Genomic DNA, 16,970 nt, shown 5'->3' with positions numbered 1-16,970 from the left:
CTACAACTCCAAACCGCACCACACGCTGCAGTTGCAGGTTAGAATGCCCCATCCCTGATCCAACAGCCCGTCCGGGCACGCGCAGTGAAGTATTTGCAAGATAACCGTCCCCTGATGATCGCCCTCGGCGTCTCCGTGCTTGCGCATGCGGCGCTGCTGGCGGTGCGTTTCGCCGCGCCGGACGCCTTCCGCCAGCAGCCGGCCGACCCGGGACTCGAGGTCATCCTGGTCAACGCCAAGCATGCCAAGGCCCCGGCCAAGGCCGATGCGCTGGCCCAGGCCAACCTGGACGGCGGCGGCAGCGCGGACGCCGGCCGCGCCCGTTCCCCGCTGCCCGACCTGCGGAGAATCGAGAACGGCGAAAGCATCAAGGCCCTGCAGCGCCGCATCGCCGAACTGGAACAGCAACAGCAGAGCGTCCTGACCCGCGTGCGCGCCTCGCAGTTCCATGCGCCGCCGAAGACCGAGCAGGACAAGCCCGACCCCACCCGTCAGGGCGCCGACGCGCTCGACACCAGCCGCGCCATCTCGCGCGCGGCGGCCGAAGTCATCGAGCGCATCGAAGACCAGAACAAGCGCCCCAAGCGCACCCAGATCACGCCCAGCACGCGCCAGGTCGGCTACGCGCTCTACTATAAAGAGATGCAGAAGCGGATCGAGGAGGTCGGCACGCTCAACTTCCCGCAGCACAACGGCAAGAAGCTGTACGGCGAACTGGTGGTCTACATCCCGGTGTTTCAGGACGGGACCATCTATACCAGGGATGGCGGCCCGCGCGTCGAACGCAGTTCGGGCAATCCGGCCCTGGATGCGGCCGCCTTGAAGATCGTGCGCCAGGCCGCGCCCTTCGGGAACTTCCCGGCCAACATGCGCACGCAGGGCAAGGACGACCTGTGGGAAGTGATCACGCGCTTCCGCTTCACCCGCGAAGAAAAGATGCAGACCGAACTCCGAGGCAGCGAAGGATGAGCAATTGAGCGACAAGTACTGCGTGATCGGCAACCCGATCGCCCACAGCAAATCTCCCGACATCCATTCCATCTTCGCGCGCCAGACCGGCCAGGACCTGGTCTACGAGCGCTGCCTCGCGCCGCTCGACGGCTTTGCCGCGACCGTGCGGCGCCTGGTCGCCGAAGGATACAAGGGCGCCAACGTCACCCTGCCGTTCAAGATCGAGGCCGCGGCGCTCTGCACCCGCCTGGCACAGCGGGCCCGCGCCGCCGGCGCCGTCAACACCCTGGTCTTCGCCCAGGGCGAGATCGTCGGCGACAACACCGACGGCCCCGGCCTGGTGGCCGACATCACCCGCAATGCCGGCGTCGCGATGGGCGGCAAGCGCATCCTGCTGCTGGGCGCTGGCGGCGCCGCGCGCGGCGCGCTGCTGCCTTTCATCGGGCAGGGTCCGCGCGAGATCGTGATCGCCAACCGCACCGTGGCCACCGCCGTGCGCCTGGCCGAGGATTTCGGCGGCCATGGCATTCCGGTCCATGGCACCGGCTTCAGCGAGGTCGAAGGCGGCTTCGACATCGTCGTCAACGCCACCTCGGGCAGCCTGGCGGGCGAGGTGCCGCCGGTGGCGGCGAGCGTGTTCGGCCCCGGCACGCTGGCGCTGGACATGATGTACGCGAGCCGGCCCACCGTGTTCATGGAGTTCGCGGCCCGCCATGGCGCCGCCACCCGCGACGGCCTGGGCATGCTGGTGGAGCAGGCGGCCGAAGCCTTCGCCATCTGGCGCGGCGTGCGGCCCGATACGGCGGAGGTGTTCAGGAAGATGCGCGCATAACACACAAGCAGGACAACAATGAGCACGACAACAATCACGATGGGTAAAACCCGCAAAGTGGCTGCGAAGTCCTCGCGCCGCTGGCTCAAGTGGCTGATCCTCGGACCGATCCTGCTGGTGCTGCTGGTCCAGCTCTACTTCTTCGCCATGGTGTGCTGGTATGCGGTGTTCAACCCGTCCTCGACCAGCTTCATGCGCCAGCAACTGGCGGCCCTGCAGGAAAAGAACCCGAAGGCCCAGCTCAAGCACCAGTGGGTGCCCTACGAGCGCATCTCGGACAACCTCAAGCGCGCCGTGGTGGTGTCGGAAGACTCGGGTTTCATCGAGCATGGCGGCGTGGACTGGGAAGCCCTCGAGAAAGCCTATGACAAGAACAAGCGGCGCAGCAAGGTGGTCGGCGGCGGCTCGACCATCACCCAGCAGCTGGCCAAGAACCTGTTCCTGAGCGGCTCGCGCAGCTACCTGCGCAAGGGGCAGGAGATGATCATCGCCTTCATGCTGGAGACCGTGATGCCCAAGCGCCGCATTCTCGAGATCTACCTGAACGTGGTCGAATTCGGGCGCGGCGTGTTCGGCGCCGAAGCCGCCGCCCGCTATTACTACCGTACCTCGGCCGCCAACCTGGGCCCGGCCCAGGCGGCGCGCCTGGCGGTGATGCTGCCCAACCCGCGCTACTACGACAAGCGCGGCGTGACCAATTACCTGGCGCGCCGCGCCAACGCCATCCAGCGCCAGCTGCGCTTCGCCGAGCTGCCCTGAGGCGCGATTCGCCGCACCCGTGACGAAATTGTCGTGACGGGGTGGCCGCTTGCACGGCCAGTCGGTTACACTTGCGCAGTTTTCGAATCCCGGCCCGAGAGAAGCGCATGATCAACGTATTTGTCCTACAAAATGGCCGCCTGAACCAGGTCAGCGTCGACTCGCGCGAAGACCTGGAGAATGTGTCGCCGGTCTGGGTCGACCTGAATGAGCCCACCGACGAGGAGCGCATCCTGGTCAAGACGACCTATGGGGTGACGCTGCCGGGCGAGGACGAGGTGTCGGACATCGAGGCCTCGGCCCGCTACTACGAAGCCGAGAACGGCGACCTGCACCTGCGCACCGACTTCCTGGTCGAGGAAGACGCCGGCCCGTCGCGGGTGATCACGGTCGCCTTCATCCTGTCCGGAAAAATCCTGTTCTCGGTGCACAACGACGACCTGCCGGTGTTCCGCCTGGTGCGCCTGCGCGCGCGCTCGCGTCCCGGCTCGATCGAAGACTACATGGACGTGCTGCTCGACCTGTATGCGACCGACGCCGAGTATTCGGCGGACGCGCTCGAGGGCATCTACGAGGCGCTGGAAGAAGTCTCGACCCGCGTGTTGCAGAAGGAATTCACCGACCAGGACGCGGCCGCCGCGCTGAACGCGATCGCGCACGAGGAAGACTTGAACGGGCGGATCCGCCGCAACATGATGGACACGCGCCGCGCGGTCAGCTTCCTGATGCGCGGCCGGCTGCTCAACGCCGACCAGTTCGAGGAGGCGCGCCAGATCCTGCGCGACATCGAATCGCTGGACGGCCACACGTCCTTCCTGTTCGACAAGGTGAACTTCCTGATGGATGCCACCGTCGGCTTCATCAACATCAACCAGAACAAGATCATCAAGATCTTCTCGGTGGCCTCGGTCGCCTTCCTGCCGCCGACCCTGATCGCCAGCATCTACGGCATGAACTTCAAGGTCTTCCCTGAGCTGGACTGGACGTTCGGCTATCCCTTCGCGGTCGGCCTGATGATCACCTGCGGCATCGCGCCGCTGTGGTACTTCCGTCGCCGCGGCTGGCTGCGCTGATGAAATAAAATTTCAAAAAGAAACGGGCGGTGAAATATTATTTCACCGCCCGTTTTGCTTCGTATAGCCTGATCAGCCGATGCGCTTGAACACCCGGCGCGCCGCCTCGACCGTCTCGTCGATCACGGCATCGGTGTGCTGGCTTGAGACGAAGCCCGCTTCGAACATGGCCGGCGCAAAATACACGCCTTCGTCCAGCATGCCGTGGAAGAAGCGGTTGAAGCGCTCCTTGTCGCCGGCCATCATCTGGCCGTAGGTCGACGGGATGCTGTTGTTGAAGTAGAAGCCGAACATGCCGCCCACCGCGTCGCCGCAGAAGGGGATGCCGTGCTCCCGGGCCGCCTCGGTGAGGCCCTGCACCAGGCGCGCGCTGGCCGCGCCCAGCTTCTCGTAGAAGCCCGGCTCCTGGATCAGCTTCAGGGTCGTCATGCCGGCCGCCACCGCCACCGGGTTGCCCGACAGGGTGCCGGCCTGGTACACCGGTCCGAGCGGCGCCATCTTCTGCATCAGCTCCGCACGGCCGCCGAAGGCCGCTACCGGCAGGCCGCCGCCAATCACCTTGCCCAGCGCGGTCAGGTCCGGCACGATGTTGTACATCTCCTGGGCGCCGCCCAGGCCGACCCGGAAACCGCACATCACTTCGTCGAAGATCAGGACGGTGCCATGCTGGGTGCACAGCTCGCGCATGCGCTGCAGGAATTCCGGGGTGGCGCGGATCAGGTTCATGTTGCCGGCCACCGGTTCCACGATCACGCAGGCGATGGTGTCGCCCATCGATGCAAAAGCGTCTTCCAGCTGCGGGATGTTGTTGTAGTCGAGGACTAGGGTGTGCTTCACAAAATCTTCCGGCACGCCGGCGGAGGTCGGGTTGCCGAAGGTGAGCAGGCCGGAACCGGCTTTCACCAGCAGCGAATCGGCGTGGCCGTGGTAGCAGCCTTCGAACTTGACGATCTTGTCGCGCCCGGTGGCGCCGCGCGCCAGGCGCAGTGCGCTCATGGTCGCCTCGGTGCCCGACGAGACCAGGCGCACCTGCTCGATCGACGGCACCAGGCGGCAGATCTCTTCGGCGATCTCGATCTCGCCTTCGGTCGGCGCGCCGAACGAGAGGCCGCGGCTTGCCGCTTCCTGCACCGCCTTGATCACCTGCGGGTGGGCGTGGCCGACGATGGCCGGGCCCCAGGAACCGATGTAGTCGATGTAGCGCTTGCCGTCGGCATCCCAGAAGTAGGGGCCTTCGGCGCGGGTGATGAAGCGCGGCGTGCCGCCCACCGAGCGGAAGGCGCGCACCGGCGAATTCACGCCGCCCGGCGTGCTTTGCTGGGCGCGGGCGAACAGTTGGTCGTTCTTGGAAGTGGTGTCGGTCATGATGTAGCCGGGTCAGCCCCGGTAGAATTTATTGGGAATGAACTTGCCCATGCCGAAGCGCTGGGCGTGTTCGAGCGCGCCGGTGGTGTACTCCTGGGCCGCGAACAGCGCCTGCGGCGCTTCCATGCCGCAGGCCATCAGGGCGGTGAAGGCCGCCGAATAGGTATTGCCCGCACCCACGAACGGGCCCGGCAGGTGCTGGTATTCGACCTTGGCGACCACGCCGCCGGCATCGAACAGGGTGTTGGAGCAGGTGCCGTGCTCGTCGCGGGTGCCGGTGACGAGCACGTACTGGCAGCCGGCATTGGTCAGTTCGGCCACGTCCGCCAGCAGGGCGTCCTGGCTCTCCTCGCCCTCGTCGGGCACCTCGCGCCAGGTCTCGGCCATGCGGCCCAGTTCCGACTGCGACAGCATCAGGACGGTGGTCTGCGGCGCCAGGATCGCGCGGATCGCGGACAGCATCTCCTCGTCGGCCAGGCCCGAGTCGGGCAGGGCGGAGAGAAAGGGATCGAGGACCAGGGGCGCGTCCGGATAGTCGGACACGATCTCGGCAATCGCCGCCAGCTGCAGCACGGTGGCGACGGCGCCGACCTTGAAGGCGGCCACCGGCATGTCTTCCAGCAGGACCCGGGCCTGGTCGGCCATCCAGTCGCTGTCGACTTCATGCAGGTTTTCCACCTTGGCGCTGTCGGCCACCAGCAGGCCGGCGACCACCGACAGGCCATGGCATCCATGCGCGGCAAAGGCGGCCAGGTCGGCCTGCACGCCGAGCGCGCCGACCGGGTCGGACACGCCGAATGTCAGGATGAGGGGTAACGGTTGGTTTTGCACGACGCCTAGATTAAGATACCTGACTCTCCATTTTACTAGACGAGACCTCGAACAACCTACTACGCGTTGCACTGCCGTCCTGCGATGCTCGCTGTACTTTCGTACAGCTGTGCTTCTCGGACAGCATTGCGGCCGCTCGCTACGGTTCTTCGAGGCTCGTAATTTATAGAAAGAAGCATATTGTGAGTAATGATTCGACGGCCCCATTCCAGACCTGGATGTGCCTGATCTGCGGCTGGGTGTATGACGAGGCCGCCGGCGCCCCCGACGACGGCATCGCACCGGGCACCCGCTGGGCCGATGTGCCGATGAACTGGACCTGCCCGGAATGCGGCGCCCGCAAGGACGATTTCGAGATGACGGCTATCTAAACATTGTGTCAAAAACATGTGTGTTTGCAAGATGTTACGGGAATGCCCACCCCATAGTTGACGTATTGCAACACATCACGCACAAGGCGAAAACCCTGTGCTATCGTGGCGTTTCATGCTGAAGTGAAACGAAAATGACGACATCGCCGCACCCGACCGGCCTGACCATCATGGTGATCGACGACAGCAGCACGATCCGCCGCTCCGCCGAAATCTTCCTGACCCAGGCCGGCTACCAGGTGGTGCTGGCCGACGATGGCTTCGACGCGCTGGCCAAGATCAACGACCACCATCCCGCGCTGGTGTTCTGCGACATCCTGATGCCGCGTCTCGATGGCTACCAGACCTGCGCCCTGATCAAGAAGAGCGCGCGCTTCCACGCCACCCCGGTGCTGATGCTGTCGTCCAAGGACGGCCTGTTCGACCGTGCGCGCGGCGCGATGGTCGGGGCCAGCGCCTATCTCACCAAACCGTTTTCCAAAGACAGCCTGCTGGCCGCGGTGCGCGAGCACACGGCGCCAAAGGCTTGACCGATTACCGACCCCGGAGCCCAAGGTGGCCATTCAAAACATCCTGATCGTCGACGATTCCCCGACCGAACGCTTTTACCTGACCGACATCCTGGCGCGTGCCGGCTATGCCGTCAGCACCGCCATCAACGGCGAGGAGGCGATCGACAAGATCCGCGCCGAGCGCCCGCAACTGATCCTGATGGACGTGGTCATGCCCGGCGCGAACGGTTTCCAGGTGACGCGCTCGATCGCGCGCGACCCGGAGCTGAGCAAGATCCCCGTCATCATCTGCAGTAGCAAGAACCAGGAAACCGACCGCATCTGGGGCATGCGCCAGGGCGCCCGGGACTACCTGATCAAGCCGGTCGACCCGGCGCTGCTGCTGGCCAGCATCGCTTCGCTCGACGCCGAGCCTGCGGCCGCCGCGGCATGAACGGGGGCGAGGCCAAGCCCGACCCGGCGGCGCGCCGCACCCGCCTGCGCGAATACCAGGAACAGCTCCTCGAGCGCATGCAGGCGGCCAAGGGCGGCGGCGGCGCGCCGATCCAGCAGCTCGGCATGCAGGTGGGCGGCACGCGCTACCTGCTCGACCTGCTGGAAGCCGGCGAGATCGTGTCGCCGGTGCCGCTGGCGCGCGTGCCCTTGACGCAGCCCTGGTACCTCGGCCTGGCCAACGTGCGCGGCACCCTGGTCGGCGTCATCGACCTGGCGCGCTACCTCGGCGCGGACGGCCCGCCTCCAGGCGTCACACCAAGCATGCGCTTGGTGACCTTCGCCCCTACGCTCGGCTTCAACTGCGCGCTGCTGGCCGAGCGCGTCTATGGCCTGCGCCAGGCGGCCGCCATGCGGCGCGAGGGCGAGGTCCTGCGCGATGCCGACGACAATGCCTGGACGCCGCTGTCGCTGGCGGCCCTGGTGCGGGAAGAGCGCTTCCTGCACGTGGCCCAGCAGCCGGGCCAACGCAGCTAAACCACCAACAAGAGCAGGACCAGGAGCCGGTATGGGATTCGCCTCGAAACTCAGCATGAACGTATTCTCGAAGGACAGCGCGGACGACGATACCGTGCTGGCCTCGCCCGACACCCAGTTCGGCGCCGGCGTGCCGCAGCCGTCGCCCGGCCATGACGGCGCCGCGCATGGCTCGGCCGACGCCGCCGCGCGCCGCCTCGGCGGCACGCGCGCGCGCAAGGCCCAGCCGGGCACGGGCGAGCCCGGCGGCGAGGGCGACGAGCTGCGCCTGCCGCTGATTGGCCACCTGTCGCTGTCGCGCCAGCTGCGCCTGGTGCTGGCCGCCTTCGTCGCCGGCATCCTCTTGACCGTGCTGGCGATGTGGCAGAACGGGGCCCGCACCGACGTGGTGTCGAACCAGGGCCAGGTCGCCGCCGACGCCCTGATGCATGCCCAGCGCGTGGCCAAGGCCGCACCGAACGCGCTGCGCGGCGACCTCAAGGCCTTCAACGAACTCGACGACAGCCGCGCCGAAGTCGGCCGCCTGCTGCAGCTGCTGGCGCGCGGCGGCCAGGCCGACGGCAACACCTTCCCGGCGTCCTCCGGCGAACTGCAAGCGCTGCTGGCCAGGGCGCGCTCGGCCTGGGTCGCCTCGAACGCCGCCGCCACCACCATCGTCGGCAACAAGCGCCACCTGGTCGGCTTCGGCGCCAGCGTCGGCAAATTCGAGCCGCTTGCCCTGGAATTGCAGTCGATCGCCGACAAGCAGCCCACCAACGCCGCCCTGGGCCGCATGGCCGGGCTGGCCGAACGCCTGTCGGTGGCCACCCATGCCTACCTGGCGCCGGGCGCGGCCCACCGCGACGCCGCCCGCGCCATCGCGCGCGACGGCGCCGAACTGGGCGCGCTGCTGGGCACCCTGGCCGCCGGCACCGTCGCCGGGATCGATCCGGCCCTGCGCGAGCGCCTCATCGACGCCCGCACCGCCTACCAGGGCTGGCAGGAAGGCCTGGCGCCGCTGTCCACCAATGCGCACAATTTCAACGCCGCCCACGCCGCCGAGCAGGTCATCGCGCGCGACAACGAGGGCCTGCGCTCGACGCTGGCGCAGGTGCAGCGCCAGTACCGCAGCGCGCTGGAGACCCGGAGCGGCTGGTTCTGGGTGCTGGTCGGTGCCTCGGTGTTCACCCTGGCCATGGGCGGCAGCATCAGCCGCGTGATGCTGCTGGACTCGCGCAACCGCGCGCGCGGCGCCGAAGCGCGCCGCCGCGAGGCCGAGGCGATGCGCCAGCTGGCCCAGGCCAAGGAAGAGGAAGCAAAGGCCACCAACGACCAGAACCAGGCGGCGATCCTGCGCCTGATGAACGAACTGCAGGAAGTGGCGGACGGCGACCTGACCGTGCACGCCACCGTCTCGGAAGACATCACCGGCGCGATTGCCGACTCGGTCAACTACACGGTCGAGGAACTGCGCGAACTCGTCTTGCGGGTCATCAGGACCACCGAGCAGGTGACGCGCGCCGCCGGCGGCGCCCAGGCGGTGTCGACCGAGCTGCTGGGCGCGGCCGACGCCCAGTCGCGCGAGATCCAGGAGGCATCCAGCACGGTGCTGCGCATGGCGACCGAGATTGCGGAGGTGTCGCGCTCGGCCAACGAATCGGCCGACGTGGCGCGCCAGTCGGTGGCGGCGGCGGAGCAGGGCGCGCGCGCCGTGCAGAACGCGATCCTGGGCATGAACGAGATCCGCGAGCAGATCCAGGAAACCTCGAAGCGCATCAAGCGCCTGGGCGAATCCTCGCAGGAGATCGGCGAGATCACCGACCTGATCTCGGACATCACCGAACAGACCAACGTGCTGGCGCTGAACGCGGCGATCCAGGCGGCGTCGGCCGGCGAGGCCGGGCGCGGCTTCTCGGTGGTGGCGGAAGAGGTGCAGCGCCTGGCGGAACGCTCGGCCGAGGCGGCCAAGGGCATCGGCGCGCTGGTGCGCACCATCCAGGCCGACACCCACGACGCCGTGGCGGCGATGGAAAAGTCGACCCAGGGCGTGGTCGAGGGCGCGCGCCTGTCCGATGCGGCCGGCGCCGCCCTCTCGGACATCTCGCGCGTGTCGAACCGCCTGGCGGAGCTGATCCAGGACATTTCGGGGGCGGCTGAGCGGCAGGCGACGTCCGCCGACGGTGTGGCCCATAATATGCAGCATATCCTGTCGGTGACCGAGCAGACCCAGGGCGGCACGCGCCAGACGGCGCAGTCGATCCGCGAGCTGGCGCTGCTGGCACAGGAACTGAAGGATTCCGTGTCGCGCTTCCGCGTGGCGGCATAACCAGCTTGATCATCCCTAACCCGAGCCCATGACGAACCCATCTTCCCAGCGCATGCCAGCCTTCGATACCGGTCCCCTTTCCTGGGTGATCGGCGAGATCCGGGATGCGCTGGGGCGCTCGGGCACGGCCCTGCGCGATGCGGCCGGACGCAGTCCCGAGGCCCAGCCGACCCTGCTGCTGCACGCCAAGACCCACCTGCACCAGGCCGACGGCGCCCTGCAGCTGGTGGACGTGGAAGGCGCAGCGGTGCTGGGCGGCGCGGCCGAACAGCTGATCGACGCCTTCAAGGATGGGCGGGTGGCGTGCACGCTTGATGCGGTGAAGACCGTGCAGGACGCCTACCAGGCCCTGGTCGAATACCTCGACGAGCTGCTCGCCGGCAGCGCGCAGCAGCCGGCGCGCCTGTTCCCGTATTACCGCGACCTGCAGGAACGGCTGGGGGTGGAACGCATCCACCCCTCCGATCTGCTGCCGGCCGATCTCGGCAAGGGCGTCGAACTGGACGCGCCCGCATCCGGCGAACAACCGGACATCGCGGCCTGCCGCGCGCGCTTCGAAAAGGCGCTGCTGCCCTACCTGAAGAGCGGCGAGGCGCAGCATGCGGCCGGCATGCGCGACGCCCTGGCCCCGATCGCGGCCAGCCAGGGCGAGCCGCGCGCGCGCCTGTTCTGGCAGGCGCTGCACGCCTTTGCCGGCGTGGTGGCCGACGGCCAGATCGACAGCGAGCTGTACGTCAAGCAGCTGCTCGGGCAGGTCAACCTGCAGCTGCGCCGCCTGGCGCAGGGGCAGGGCGGCACGCCCGACGCGATGCTGCGCGACGCGCTGTTCTTCGTCGCGGCGGCCAGCCAGCCGAATGCCGACGCCAGGCGCCTGCGCCAGGCTTGCGGCCTGGACGGCCTGGTGCCGCCCGACTACGCCGTGCGCCGCTACGGCCGCATCGACCAGGCCGCCTTGCAGGAAGCGCGCGAGGCGCTGGCCCGCACCAAGTCGGACTGGGACCGCATCGCCACCGAGGGCGATCTCGCGGTCAAGGAAGACTTCAACGAACAGCTCTCGCGCCTGGCCGGCGCCAGCGAAAAGCTGGGCGCCCCGGCCCTGGCCCAGCTGATGCGCGAACTCGGCCGTGCCGCGACGGACGCCATGCAGGCCGGCCGCAGCGATGACTTCGGCCTGGAGATGGCCACCGCCATGCTGTTCGTCGAGAACGGCCTGGACCAGCTGCGCCAGCTGCCCGAGGACTTCGCCGAGCATGCCGAAGCCGTCGGCGCGCGCCTGCTGGCCCTGGCCGCCGGCGAGACCCCGCCGGATGCGCCGCAGTGGCAGGGCGAACTGGCGCGCCAGATCCAGCAGGGCCAGACCGTGGCGGTGCTGGCCGGCGAGATCAAGGCCGGCCTGCGTCAGGTCGAGAAGCTGCTCGACGATTACTACGACAACCCGGCCAGGCGCGAGACGCTGGCCCAGGCCGAGCCAGTGCTGCACGGCTTGCAGGGGGCCCTGTCCATTCTCGACCAGGAACAGGCCGTGGAGGCGGTGCGCCACGTCGCCGGCCAGGTACGGCTGCTGGAGGGCAGCGACGGCGAGCTGAGCACGCAGTCCGCGGTGCTGCACAACATCGCCCAGAACATCGGCGCGCTTGGCTTCTTCACCGACCTGCTGGCGCAGGACAGCGAGGCGGCCAAGGGGCGCTTCAGCTTCGACCCCGAGAAACGCCTGTTGCGCGAGCTGCCCTTCGAATTCGTCGACACGGCGCCGGCGCCCGGAACGCAGGCGCCGCAACAGCAGGAAACGAGCATCGAGTCCGAACTGCTCGAGATCTTCATCCTGGAAGCCCAGGAAGTGCTCGGCTTCGTGCTCGAGGCGCTGCCCCAGGCCGAGAGCAACCCGGCCAGCCAGGAGACATTGACCTTGCTGCGCCGGGGCTTCCACACGCTCAAGGGCAGCAGCCGCATGGTGAGCCTGGACAGCTTCGCCGAAGGCGCCGCCGCGGTGGAGCGCGTCATGAACCTGTGGCTGGCCGAGGCGCGCAGCGCCACGCCCGAGCTCCTGAGCCTGCTGCGCCAGGCGCATGCCGAGCTGTCCGCCTGGGTGGCGGAACTGGCCGCCGGCGGCGCGTCAAACCGCGACAGCGCGGCGCTGGTGGCGGCCGCGGCGCGGGTGCAGGCGGGCGCCGCGCCCGAAGACATCCCGGTGCCGGTGCTCGAGGACATCCTCGAGCCGGAACCTGCACCGGAGACGGCACCGGAACCGGAACCGGGCACGAAACGCATCGGCGGCCTCGACATCCCGCTCGGCCTGTACACGATCTACCTCGACGAAGCCGAGACCCTGGTGCAGCAGCTGGCGCAGGACTTCGAGGATTGGCGCGCCGAGCCGGACCGGCGCGCGTCCGCGGCAGCCCTGAAGGCGGCGCACACCCTGGCCGGCACCTCGTCTACGGTCGGCTACGCCGCGCTGCGCGACGTCGCCCATGCGCTCGAGCTGGCGCTGGAAAAGCTGGCGGCGCCGGGCCCGACGCTCGACGAGGACGGCCGCGAGCTGCTGGACACGGCCCTGGGGTGCGCACGCACGATGCTGCAGATCTTCGGCCTCGGTGAACTGGCCCCGGCCCAACCGGAGCTGATCGCCCGCCTCGACGCGCTGCTGGCGCGCCTGGCCAGCCAGCAGGCGGCCAGCGTGTACGGCGAAGTCGACCCGGACCTGGCCGGGCAACTCGACGCCTTGTTCGCCAGCGCCTACGGCGCGATCCTGGCGGCGCCGCACGAAGAACTGGAACAGCCACAGGAACAAGCACCGCAACAGGAGCGCGCGGCCGACGAGATCGACGCGCTGTTCGACAGCTTCCTCGACGATCCGTTTGCCGCGCCGGCCCTCGACCAGGCCGCGCCTGCGCAGCCGCAGCCCGCGTTCGTGCCGGTCACGCCCGACGAGGCGGCGCTCGATGCGGCGCCGGAAAGCGTGGCGGCCGTGCCGGACCAGGTCCCCGCACCCGCATCCGCATCCGCACCTGCACCGGTAGCGGCGCCGGAACCCGCGCCCGCCGCGGCCGACAGCGTGCTGGCGGCGAGCCCGGGTTTCAGCGACGAACTCGATCCGGACCTGCTGCCGGTATTCCTGGAAGAGGGCGCCGACCTGTTCCCGCAGATCGGCAACGGCCTGCGCCAGTGGCAGCAGAATCCGCAAGACCATGCCATCGCCCAGGGCTTGCAGCGCGCCCTGCACACGGTCAAGGGCAGCGCCCGCATGGCCGGCGCGATGCGTCTCGGCCAGCATACGCACGAGCTGGAAACCCAGATCGAGAACATGGTGCACGCCGGCACCACCACGCCCGCGGCTTTCGATGAACTGCTGGCGAACTACGATGGGGCCCTGCTGCTGTTCGAACAGCTGCAACAGCCCGCCATGCCGGCGCAGGCGGCGCCCGCAAGCGTACCGGCGGCCGCCGAGCAGCCGGGCAACCGCGCGCCGCTGGTGCGGGTGCGCGCCGACATCCTCGACCGCGTGGTCAACCAGGCGGGCGAGGTGTCGATCACGCGTTCGCGCCTGGAAAACCAGGTCGGCGTGCTCAAGGGCGCCTTGTCCGACTTCTCGGACAACCTCGACCGCCTGCGCCGCCAGATGCGCGAGATCGAGATGCAGGCCGAGTCGCAGATCGCGTCGACCCTGTCGATCGCCGGCGAGGAGAAGTTCGACCCGCTCGAGTTCGACCGCTTCACCCGCCTGCAGGAACTGACGCGCATGATGGCCGAGAGCGTGAACGACGTCGAAGCCTTCCACGAAGGCCTGTCGCGCACGGTGGACAGCGCCGTCGAAGACCTGGCGGCGCAGGCGCGCATGACGCGCGACCTGCAGCGCGACCTGATGCGGGTGCGCATGGTGCCCTTCGCGAACCTGGCCGAGCGCCTGTTCCGGGTGGCGCGCCAGACCGCGAAAGAACTTGAAAAGCGCGTCAACCTCGACATCCGCGGCGGCGCGGTGGAAATCGACCGCAGCGTGCTGGAACAGATGGCGGCGCCGTTCGAACACCTGCTGCGCAACGCGATCGTGCACGGCATCGAGCCGCGCGCCGCGCGCCAGGAGGCCGGCAAGCTTGAAACCGGCGAGGTGCTGGTGCAGGTGAGCCAGCACGGCAACGAGGTGGCGATCGTGTTCAGCGACGACGGCGCCGGGCTGGACCTGGAGCGCATCCGCGCCAAGGCGCGCGGCCTGGGCCTGATCAAGCCGGACCAGGTCGTGAATGACCAGGAAGCCGCCGAACTGATTTTCGAACCGGGCTTCTCGACCGCCGACACGCTCACCGAGCTGGCCGGGCGCGGCGTCGGCATGGACGTGGTGCGCTCCGAGGCGCAGGCGCTGGGCGGGCGGGTGCTGGTCTCGACCGAGCCGGGCAAGGGTACGCGCTTCGCCATCCACCTGCCGCTGACGCTGGCGGTGGCGCAGGTGGTGCTGGTTGCGAGCGGCGGGCGCACCCATGCCTTGCCGGCCACCCTGGTCGAGCAGGTGCTGCAGGTGCGCGATACCGAACTGGACGCGGCGCAGGCGGCGGGCACGCTTTCCGTGGCAGGACAGCCGCATGCGCTGCACACGCTCGCCGTGCTGCTGGGCGAAGGCAATGGCGGCGCGCTGCAGCGCCTGAACCCGGTGCTGGTGGTGCATGGCGCCGGCGGGCGCATCGCGCTGCGCGTGGACGAGGTGCTGGGCAACCGCGAAGTGGTGGTCAAGAATATCGGCCCGCAGCTCTCGCGGGTCCCGGGCATCGCCGGCGCCACGGTGCTGGGCACGGGCGAGATCGTGCTGATCCTCGATCCGGTGGCGCTGGCCCAGCGTCCCGCGGCGCCGCTCGCCCCCGTCGCCGAGGAGGCGCCGCCCGAACGGAAAGCCGCCATCATGGTGGTGGACGACTCGATCACGGTGCGCCGCGTGACCCAGCGCCTGCTGGAGCGCGAAGGCTACCGGGTGATGCTGGCCAAGGACGGCGTCGACGCGCTCGAACAGATCGAAGCGCTGCGGCCCGACCTGATGCTGGTGGATATCGAGATGCCGCGCATGGACGGCTTCGACCTGACGCGCGAGCTGCGCAGCAGGGAAGCGACCAGGTCGATTCCGATCATCATGATCACCTCGCGGACGGCGGACAAGCACCGCAATGTCGCGCTGGACTTGGGCGTGAATGCCTACTTCGGCAAGCCCTACCAGGAGCCGGTGCTGCTGGCGGCAATCGAGAGTCTGCTGAACCGAGAAAAATCGTAGGGCGGGCGGATTCCGCCCACGCGGTGATCGTTGACACCGGATCCGCCGCGTCGGACCGGCGATCGTTGCCCGCGTGGGCGGGAAAACAGTCCACTGGACTATTTTCCCCCGCCCACCCTACGAATGCCGATTTTAGCCATTGGTTTTCTTGACGACCGCGAACCTCTCCAGTGTTCGCTTGCGCGCGACATCATGGTCTACCACCGGCAAGGGATAATCCCGCCCCAGCACGACCCCGCGCTCGGCCAGCAGGTTCGCATCGGCCAGCCACGGCGCATGGATCTCCTTCGCGCCGAGCCGCGCCAGGACCGGCACCCACTCCCGAATGAAGTCGCCGTGCGCATCGAAACGCTGCGACTGCGCCACCGGATTGAAGATCCGGAACCACGGCTGCGCGTCGCAGCCGGTCGAGGCCGCCCATTGCCAGCCGCCGTTGTTCGAGGCCAGCTCGTAGTCGTTCAGCTTGAGTGCGAAGTAGCGCTCCCCGCGCCGCCAGTCGATCCCGAGGTCCTTGGTGAGGAAGCTCGCCGTCACCATGCGCAGCCGGTTGTGCATGAAGCCGGTGCGGTTCAGCTGCGCCATCGCCGCGTCCACCAGCGGATAGCCGGTGCGTCCCTCGCACCAGGCCGCGAACAGCGCATCGGCTTCTGCGCCGCTGTCCCAGGCCAGCGCATCGAAGGCCGGCTTGAACGAGCGGGTGACGACCTGCGGGTTGCGCGCCAGGATCATCGAATAGAAATCGCGCCAGATGAGTTCCGACAGCCACACCGAGGCGCCGGCGCCGCCCGCGCCGTTTTCGATCATCTGGCGCGCCGTGCGCACCAGGTGGCGGATCGAGGTGGTGCCGAAGCGCAGGTGGGTCGACAGGCGCGAGGTGCCGTCCTCCGAGGGGAAATCGCGCGCCCGGCCGTAATCGGCGATGTGCGCGACGAAACGTTCGAACAGTTCCTCGGCGCCTTCCATCCCGGCCGGCAGCGGCGGCGCGCCCGGCTCGAAGCCGATCTCGGCCAGCGAGGGCAGGGGCGGCGCGTCCGGCGGCGGCGGCGCGAAGGCATGCGCATACGGATCGACCGGATACGCGGCCAGCGCCTCGGGCATGCCGGCCAGGCGCTTGAGCCAGGCGTTCTTGTAGGGCGTGAACACCGAGAATGGTCCCTTGGCCAGGGTCAGCACCTCGTCCTGCTCGAAGACGACCTGGTCCTTGAAGCTCAGAAATTTCCTACCATCGGCCGCCAGCCTGGCTTTCATCCGTGCGTCGCGATCCACCGCGTCGGGTTCATAATCGGCACAGACGAACACCGCGTCGACACCCAGTTCGGTGGCGAGCGCCGGGATCACTTCAAGAGGGCGGCCTTGCCGCACGATCAAATAAGCGCCGAGCCGACGCAGCTCGGCCTCGAGGCTGGCCAGGCTGGCGTGGATGAACCGCACACGGCGGTCGTCGCGCGGCAGCGGGTCCAGGATGTCGCTGTCATACACAAAAACGCAGTACACACAATTAGACGAGGTCAAGGCCTGGTGCAGGGCTGCATGGTCGAATGCCCGCAAGTCACGCCGGAACCAAACCAGGGAGTTGCTTATATTCATCATCGTGTGCAGGGTCAAGGTGGCGGCCGATTTTACTGGGTAGGATTCGTCCTAACAGAACTACGTTTGCAGCTGGGCGGGACAGAGACGGGTCGGCTGACGGGCTTTTCAGCATATGCATCGCGGGTCTATCGGGGCAGTTCATCGGCCTCGGAGCGATTCGGTGT

At 68.2% G+C, this 16,970-nt stretch carries 13 protein-coding genes; 10 read left to right on the top strand and 3 right to left on the bottom strand.

The features are described from left to right. The first annotated feature begins 114 nt into the window (after positions 1-114). The 4 genes from MasN3_RS22775 (at position 115) to corA (ending at position 3,615) form a co-directional block, all read left to right on the top strand. Entirely contained in the window at positions 115-969 is an 855-nt protein-coding gene (locus tag MasN3_RS22775; protein ID WP_281914579.1) for an energy transducer TonB, read from the top strand. A gap of 4 nt (positions 970-973) precedes the next feature. Then, a complete protein-coding gene (gene aroE, locus MasN3_RS22770; RefSeq protein WP_281910450.1) occupies positions 974-1,783 on the top strand; it encodes a shikimate dehydrogenase in 810 nt (269 codons plus the stop codon). Between the two features lie 39 nt (positions 1,784-1,822). Next, positions 1,823-2,542: a monofunctional biosynthetic peptidoglycan transglycosylase gene (gene mtgA, locus MasN3_RS22765; protein ID WP_281914578.1), complete on the top strand. Its 720-nt coding sequence runs from the start codon at positions 1,823-1,825 to the stop codon at positions 2,540-2,542. A gap of 107 nt (positions 2,543-2,649) precedes the next feature. Next, entirely contained in the window at positions 2,650-3,615 is a 966-nt protein-coding gene (corA, locus tag MasN3_RS22760) for a magnesium/cobalt transporter CorA (RefSeq protein ID WP_281910449.1), read from the top strand. A 72-nt stretch (positions 3,616-3,687) separates the two neighbouring features. Here corA and hemL read toward each other — a convergent pair whose 3' ends face one another. Then, positions 3,688-4,980: a glutamate-1-semialdehyde 2,1-aminomutase gene (hemL, locus tag MasN3_RS22755; protein ID WP_281910447.1), complete on the bottom strand. Its 1,293-nt coding sequence runs from the start codon at positions 4,978-4,980 to the stop codon at positions 3,688-3,690. Positions 4,981-4,992: 12 nt separating this feature from the next. Then, positions 4,993-5,811, bottom strand: a complete 819-nt coding sequence (gene thiD, locus MasN3_RS22750) for a bifunctional hydroxymethylpyrimidine kinase/phosphomethylpyrimidine kinase (protein ID WP_370662311.1) — start codon at positions 5,809-5,811, stop codon at positions 4,993-4,995. Positions 5,812-6,029: 218 nt separating this feature from the next. On the opposite strand from thiD, the gene MasN3_RS22745 reads away from it, so the two are divergent. The 6 genes from MasN3_RS22745 to MasN3_RS22720 all read left to right on the top strand — a co-directional run bounded on the left by MasN3_RS22745 (position 6,030) and on the right by MasN3_RS22720 (position 15,216). After that, positions 6,030-6,182: a rubredoxin gene (locus MasN3_RS22745; protein WP_029755924.1), complete on the top strand. Its 153-nt coding sequence runs from the start codon at positions 6,030-6,032 to the stop codon at positions 6,180-6,182. Positions 6,183-6,316: 134 nt separating this feature from the next. Next, on the top strand, positions 6,317-6,712 hold the full coding sequence (locus MasN3_RS22740; RefSeq protein WP_281910443.1) for a response regulator: 396 nt from the start codon (positions 6,317-6,319) through the stop codon (positions 6,710-6,712). Between the two features lie 25 nt (positions 6,713-6,737). Continuing rightward, complete coding sequence (locus MasN3_RS22735) at positions 6,738-7,127, top strand: response regulator (RefSeq protein ID WP_281910441.1); 390 nt, start codon at positions 6,738-6,740, stop codon at positions 7,125-7,127. Further along, on the top strand, positions 7,124-7,663 hold the full coding sequence (locus tag MasN3_RS22730; protein ID WP_281910439.1) for a chemotaxis protein CheW: 540 nt from the start codon (positions 7,124-7,126) through the stop codon (positions 7,661-7,663). Before MasN3_RS22735 ends, MasN3_RS22730 begins: the two co-directional genes overlap by 4 nt. Before the next feature lie 55 nt (positions 7,664-7,718). Next, positions 7,719-9,968, top strand: coding sequence for a methyl-accepting chemotaxis protein (locus MasN3_RS22725; protein WP_281910438.1), 2,250 nt, complete (start codon positions 7,719-7,721; stop codon positions 9,966-9,968). A 28-nt stretch (positions 9,969-9,996) separates the two neighbouring features. After that, complete coding sequence (locus tag MasN3_RS22720) at positions 9,997-15,216, top strand: hybrid sensor histidine kinase/response regulator (protein ID WP_281910436.1); 5,220 nt, start codon at positions 9,997-9,999, stop codon at positions 15,214-15,216. 132 nt (positions 15,217-15,348) lie between these two features. Here the strand turns inward: MasN3_RS22720 and MasN3_RS22715 are convergent, their stop codons facing one another. Continuing rightward, on the bottom strand, positions 15,349-16,803 hold the full coding sequence (locus MasN3_RS22715; protein WP_281910435.1) for a cryptochrome/photolyase family protein: 1,455 nt from the start codon (positions 16,801-16,803) through the stop codon (positions 15,349-15,351). Positions 16,804-16,970: the final 167 nt, after the last annotated feature.

The sequence above is a fragment of the Massilia varians genome (assembly GCF_027923905.1).
GTDB lineage: Bacteria > Pseudomonadota > Gammaproteobacteria > Burkholderiales > Burkholderiaceae_D > Telluria > Telluria varians_B.
This window is presented reverse-complemented; position numbering and strand designations above follow the sequence as displayed.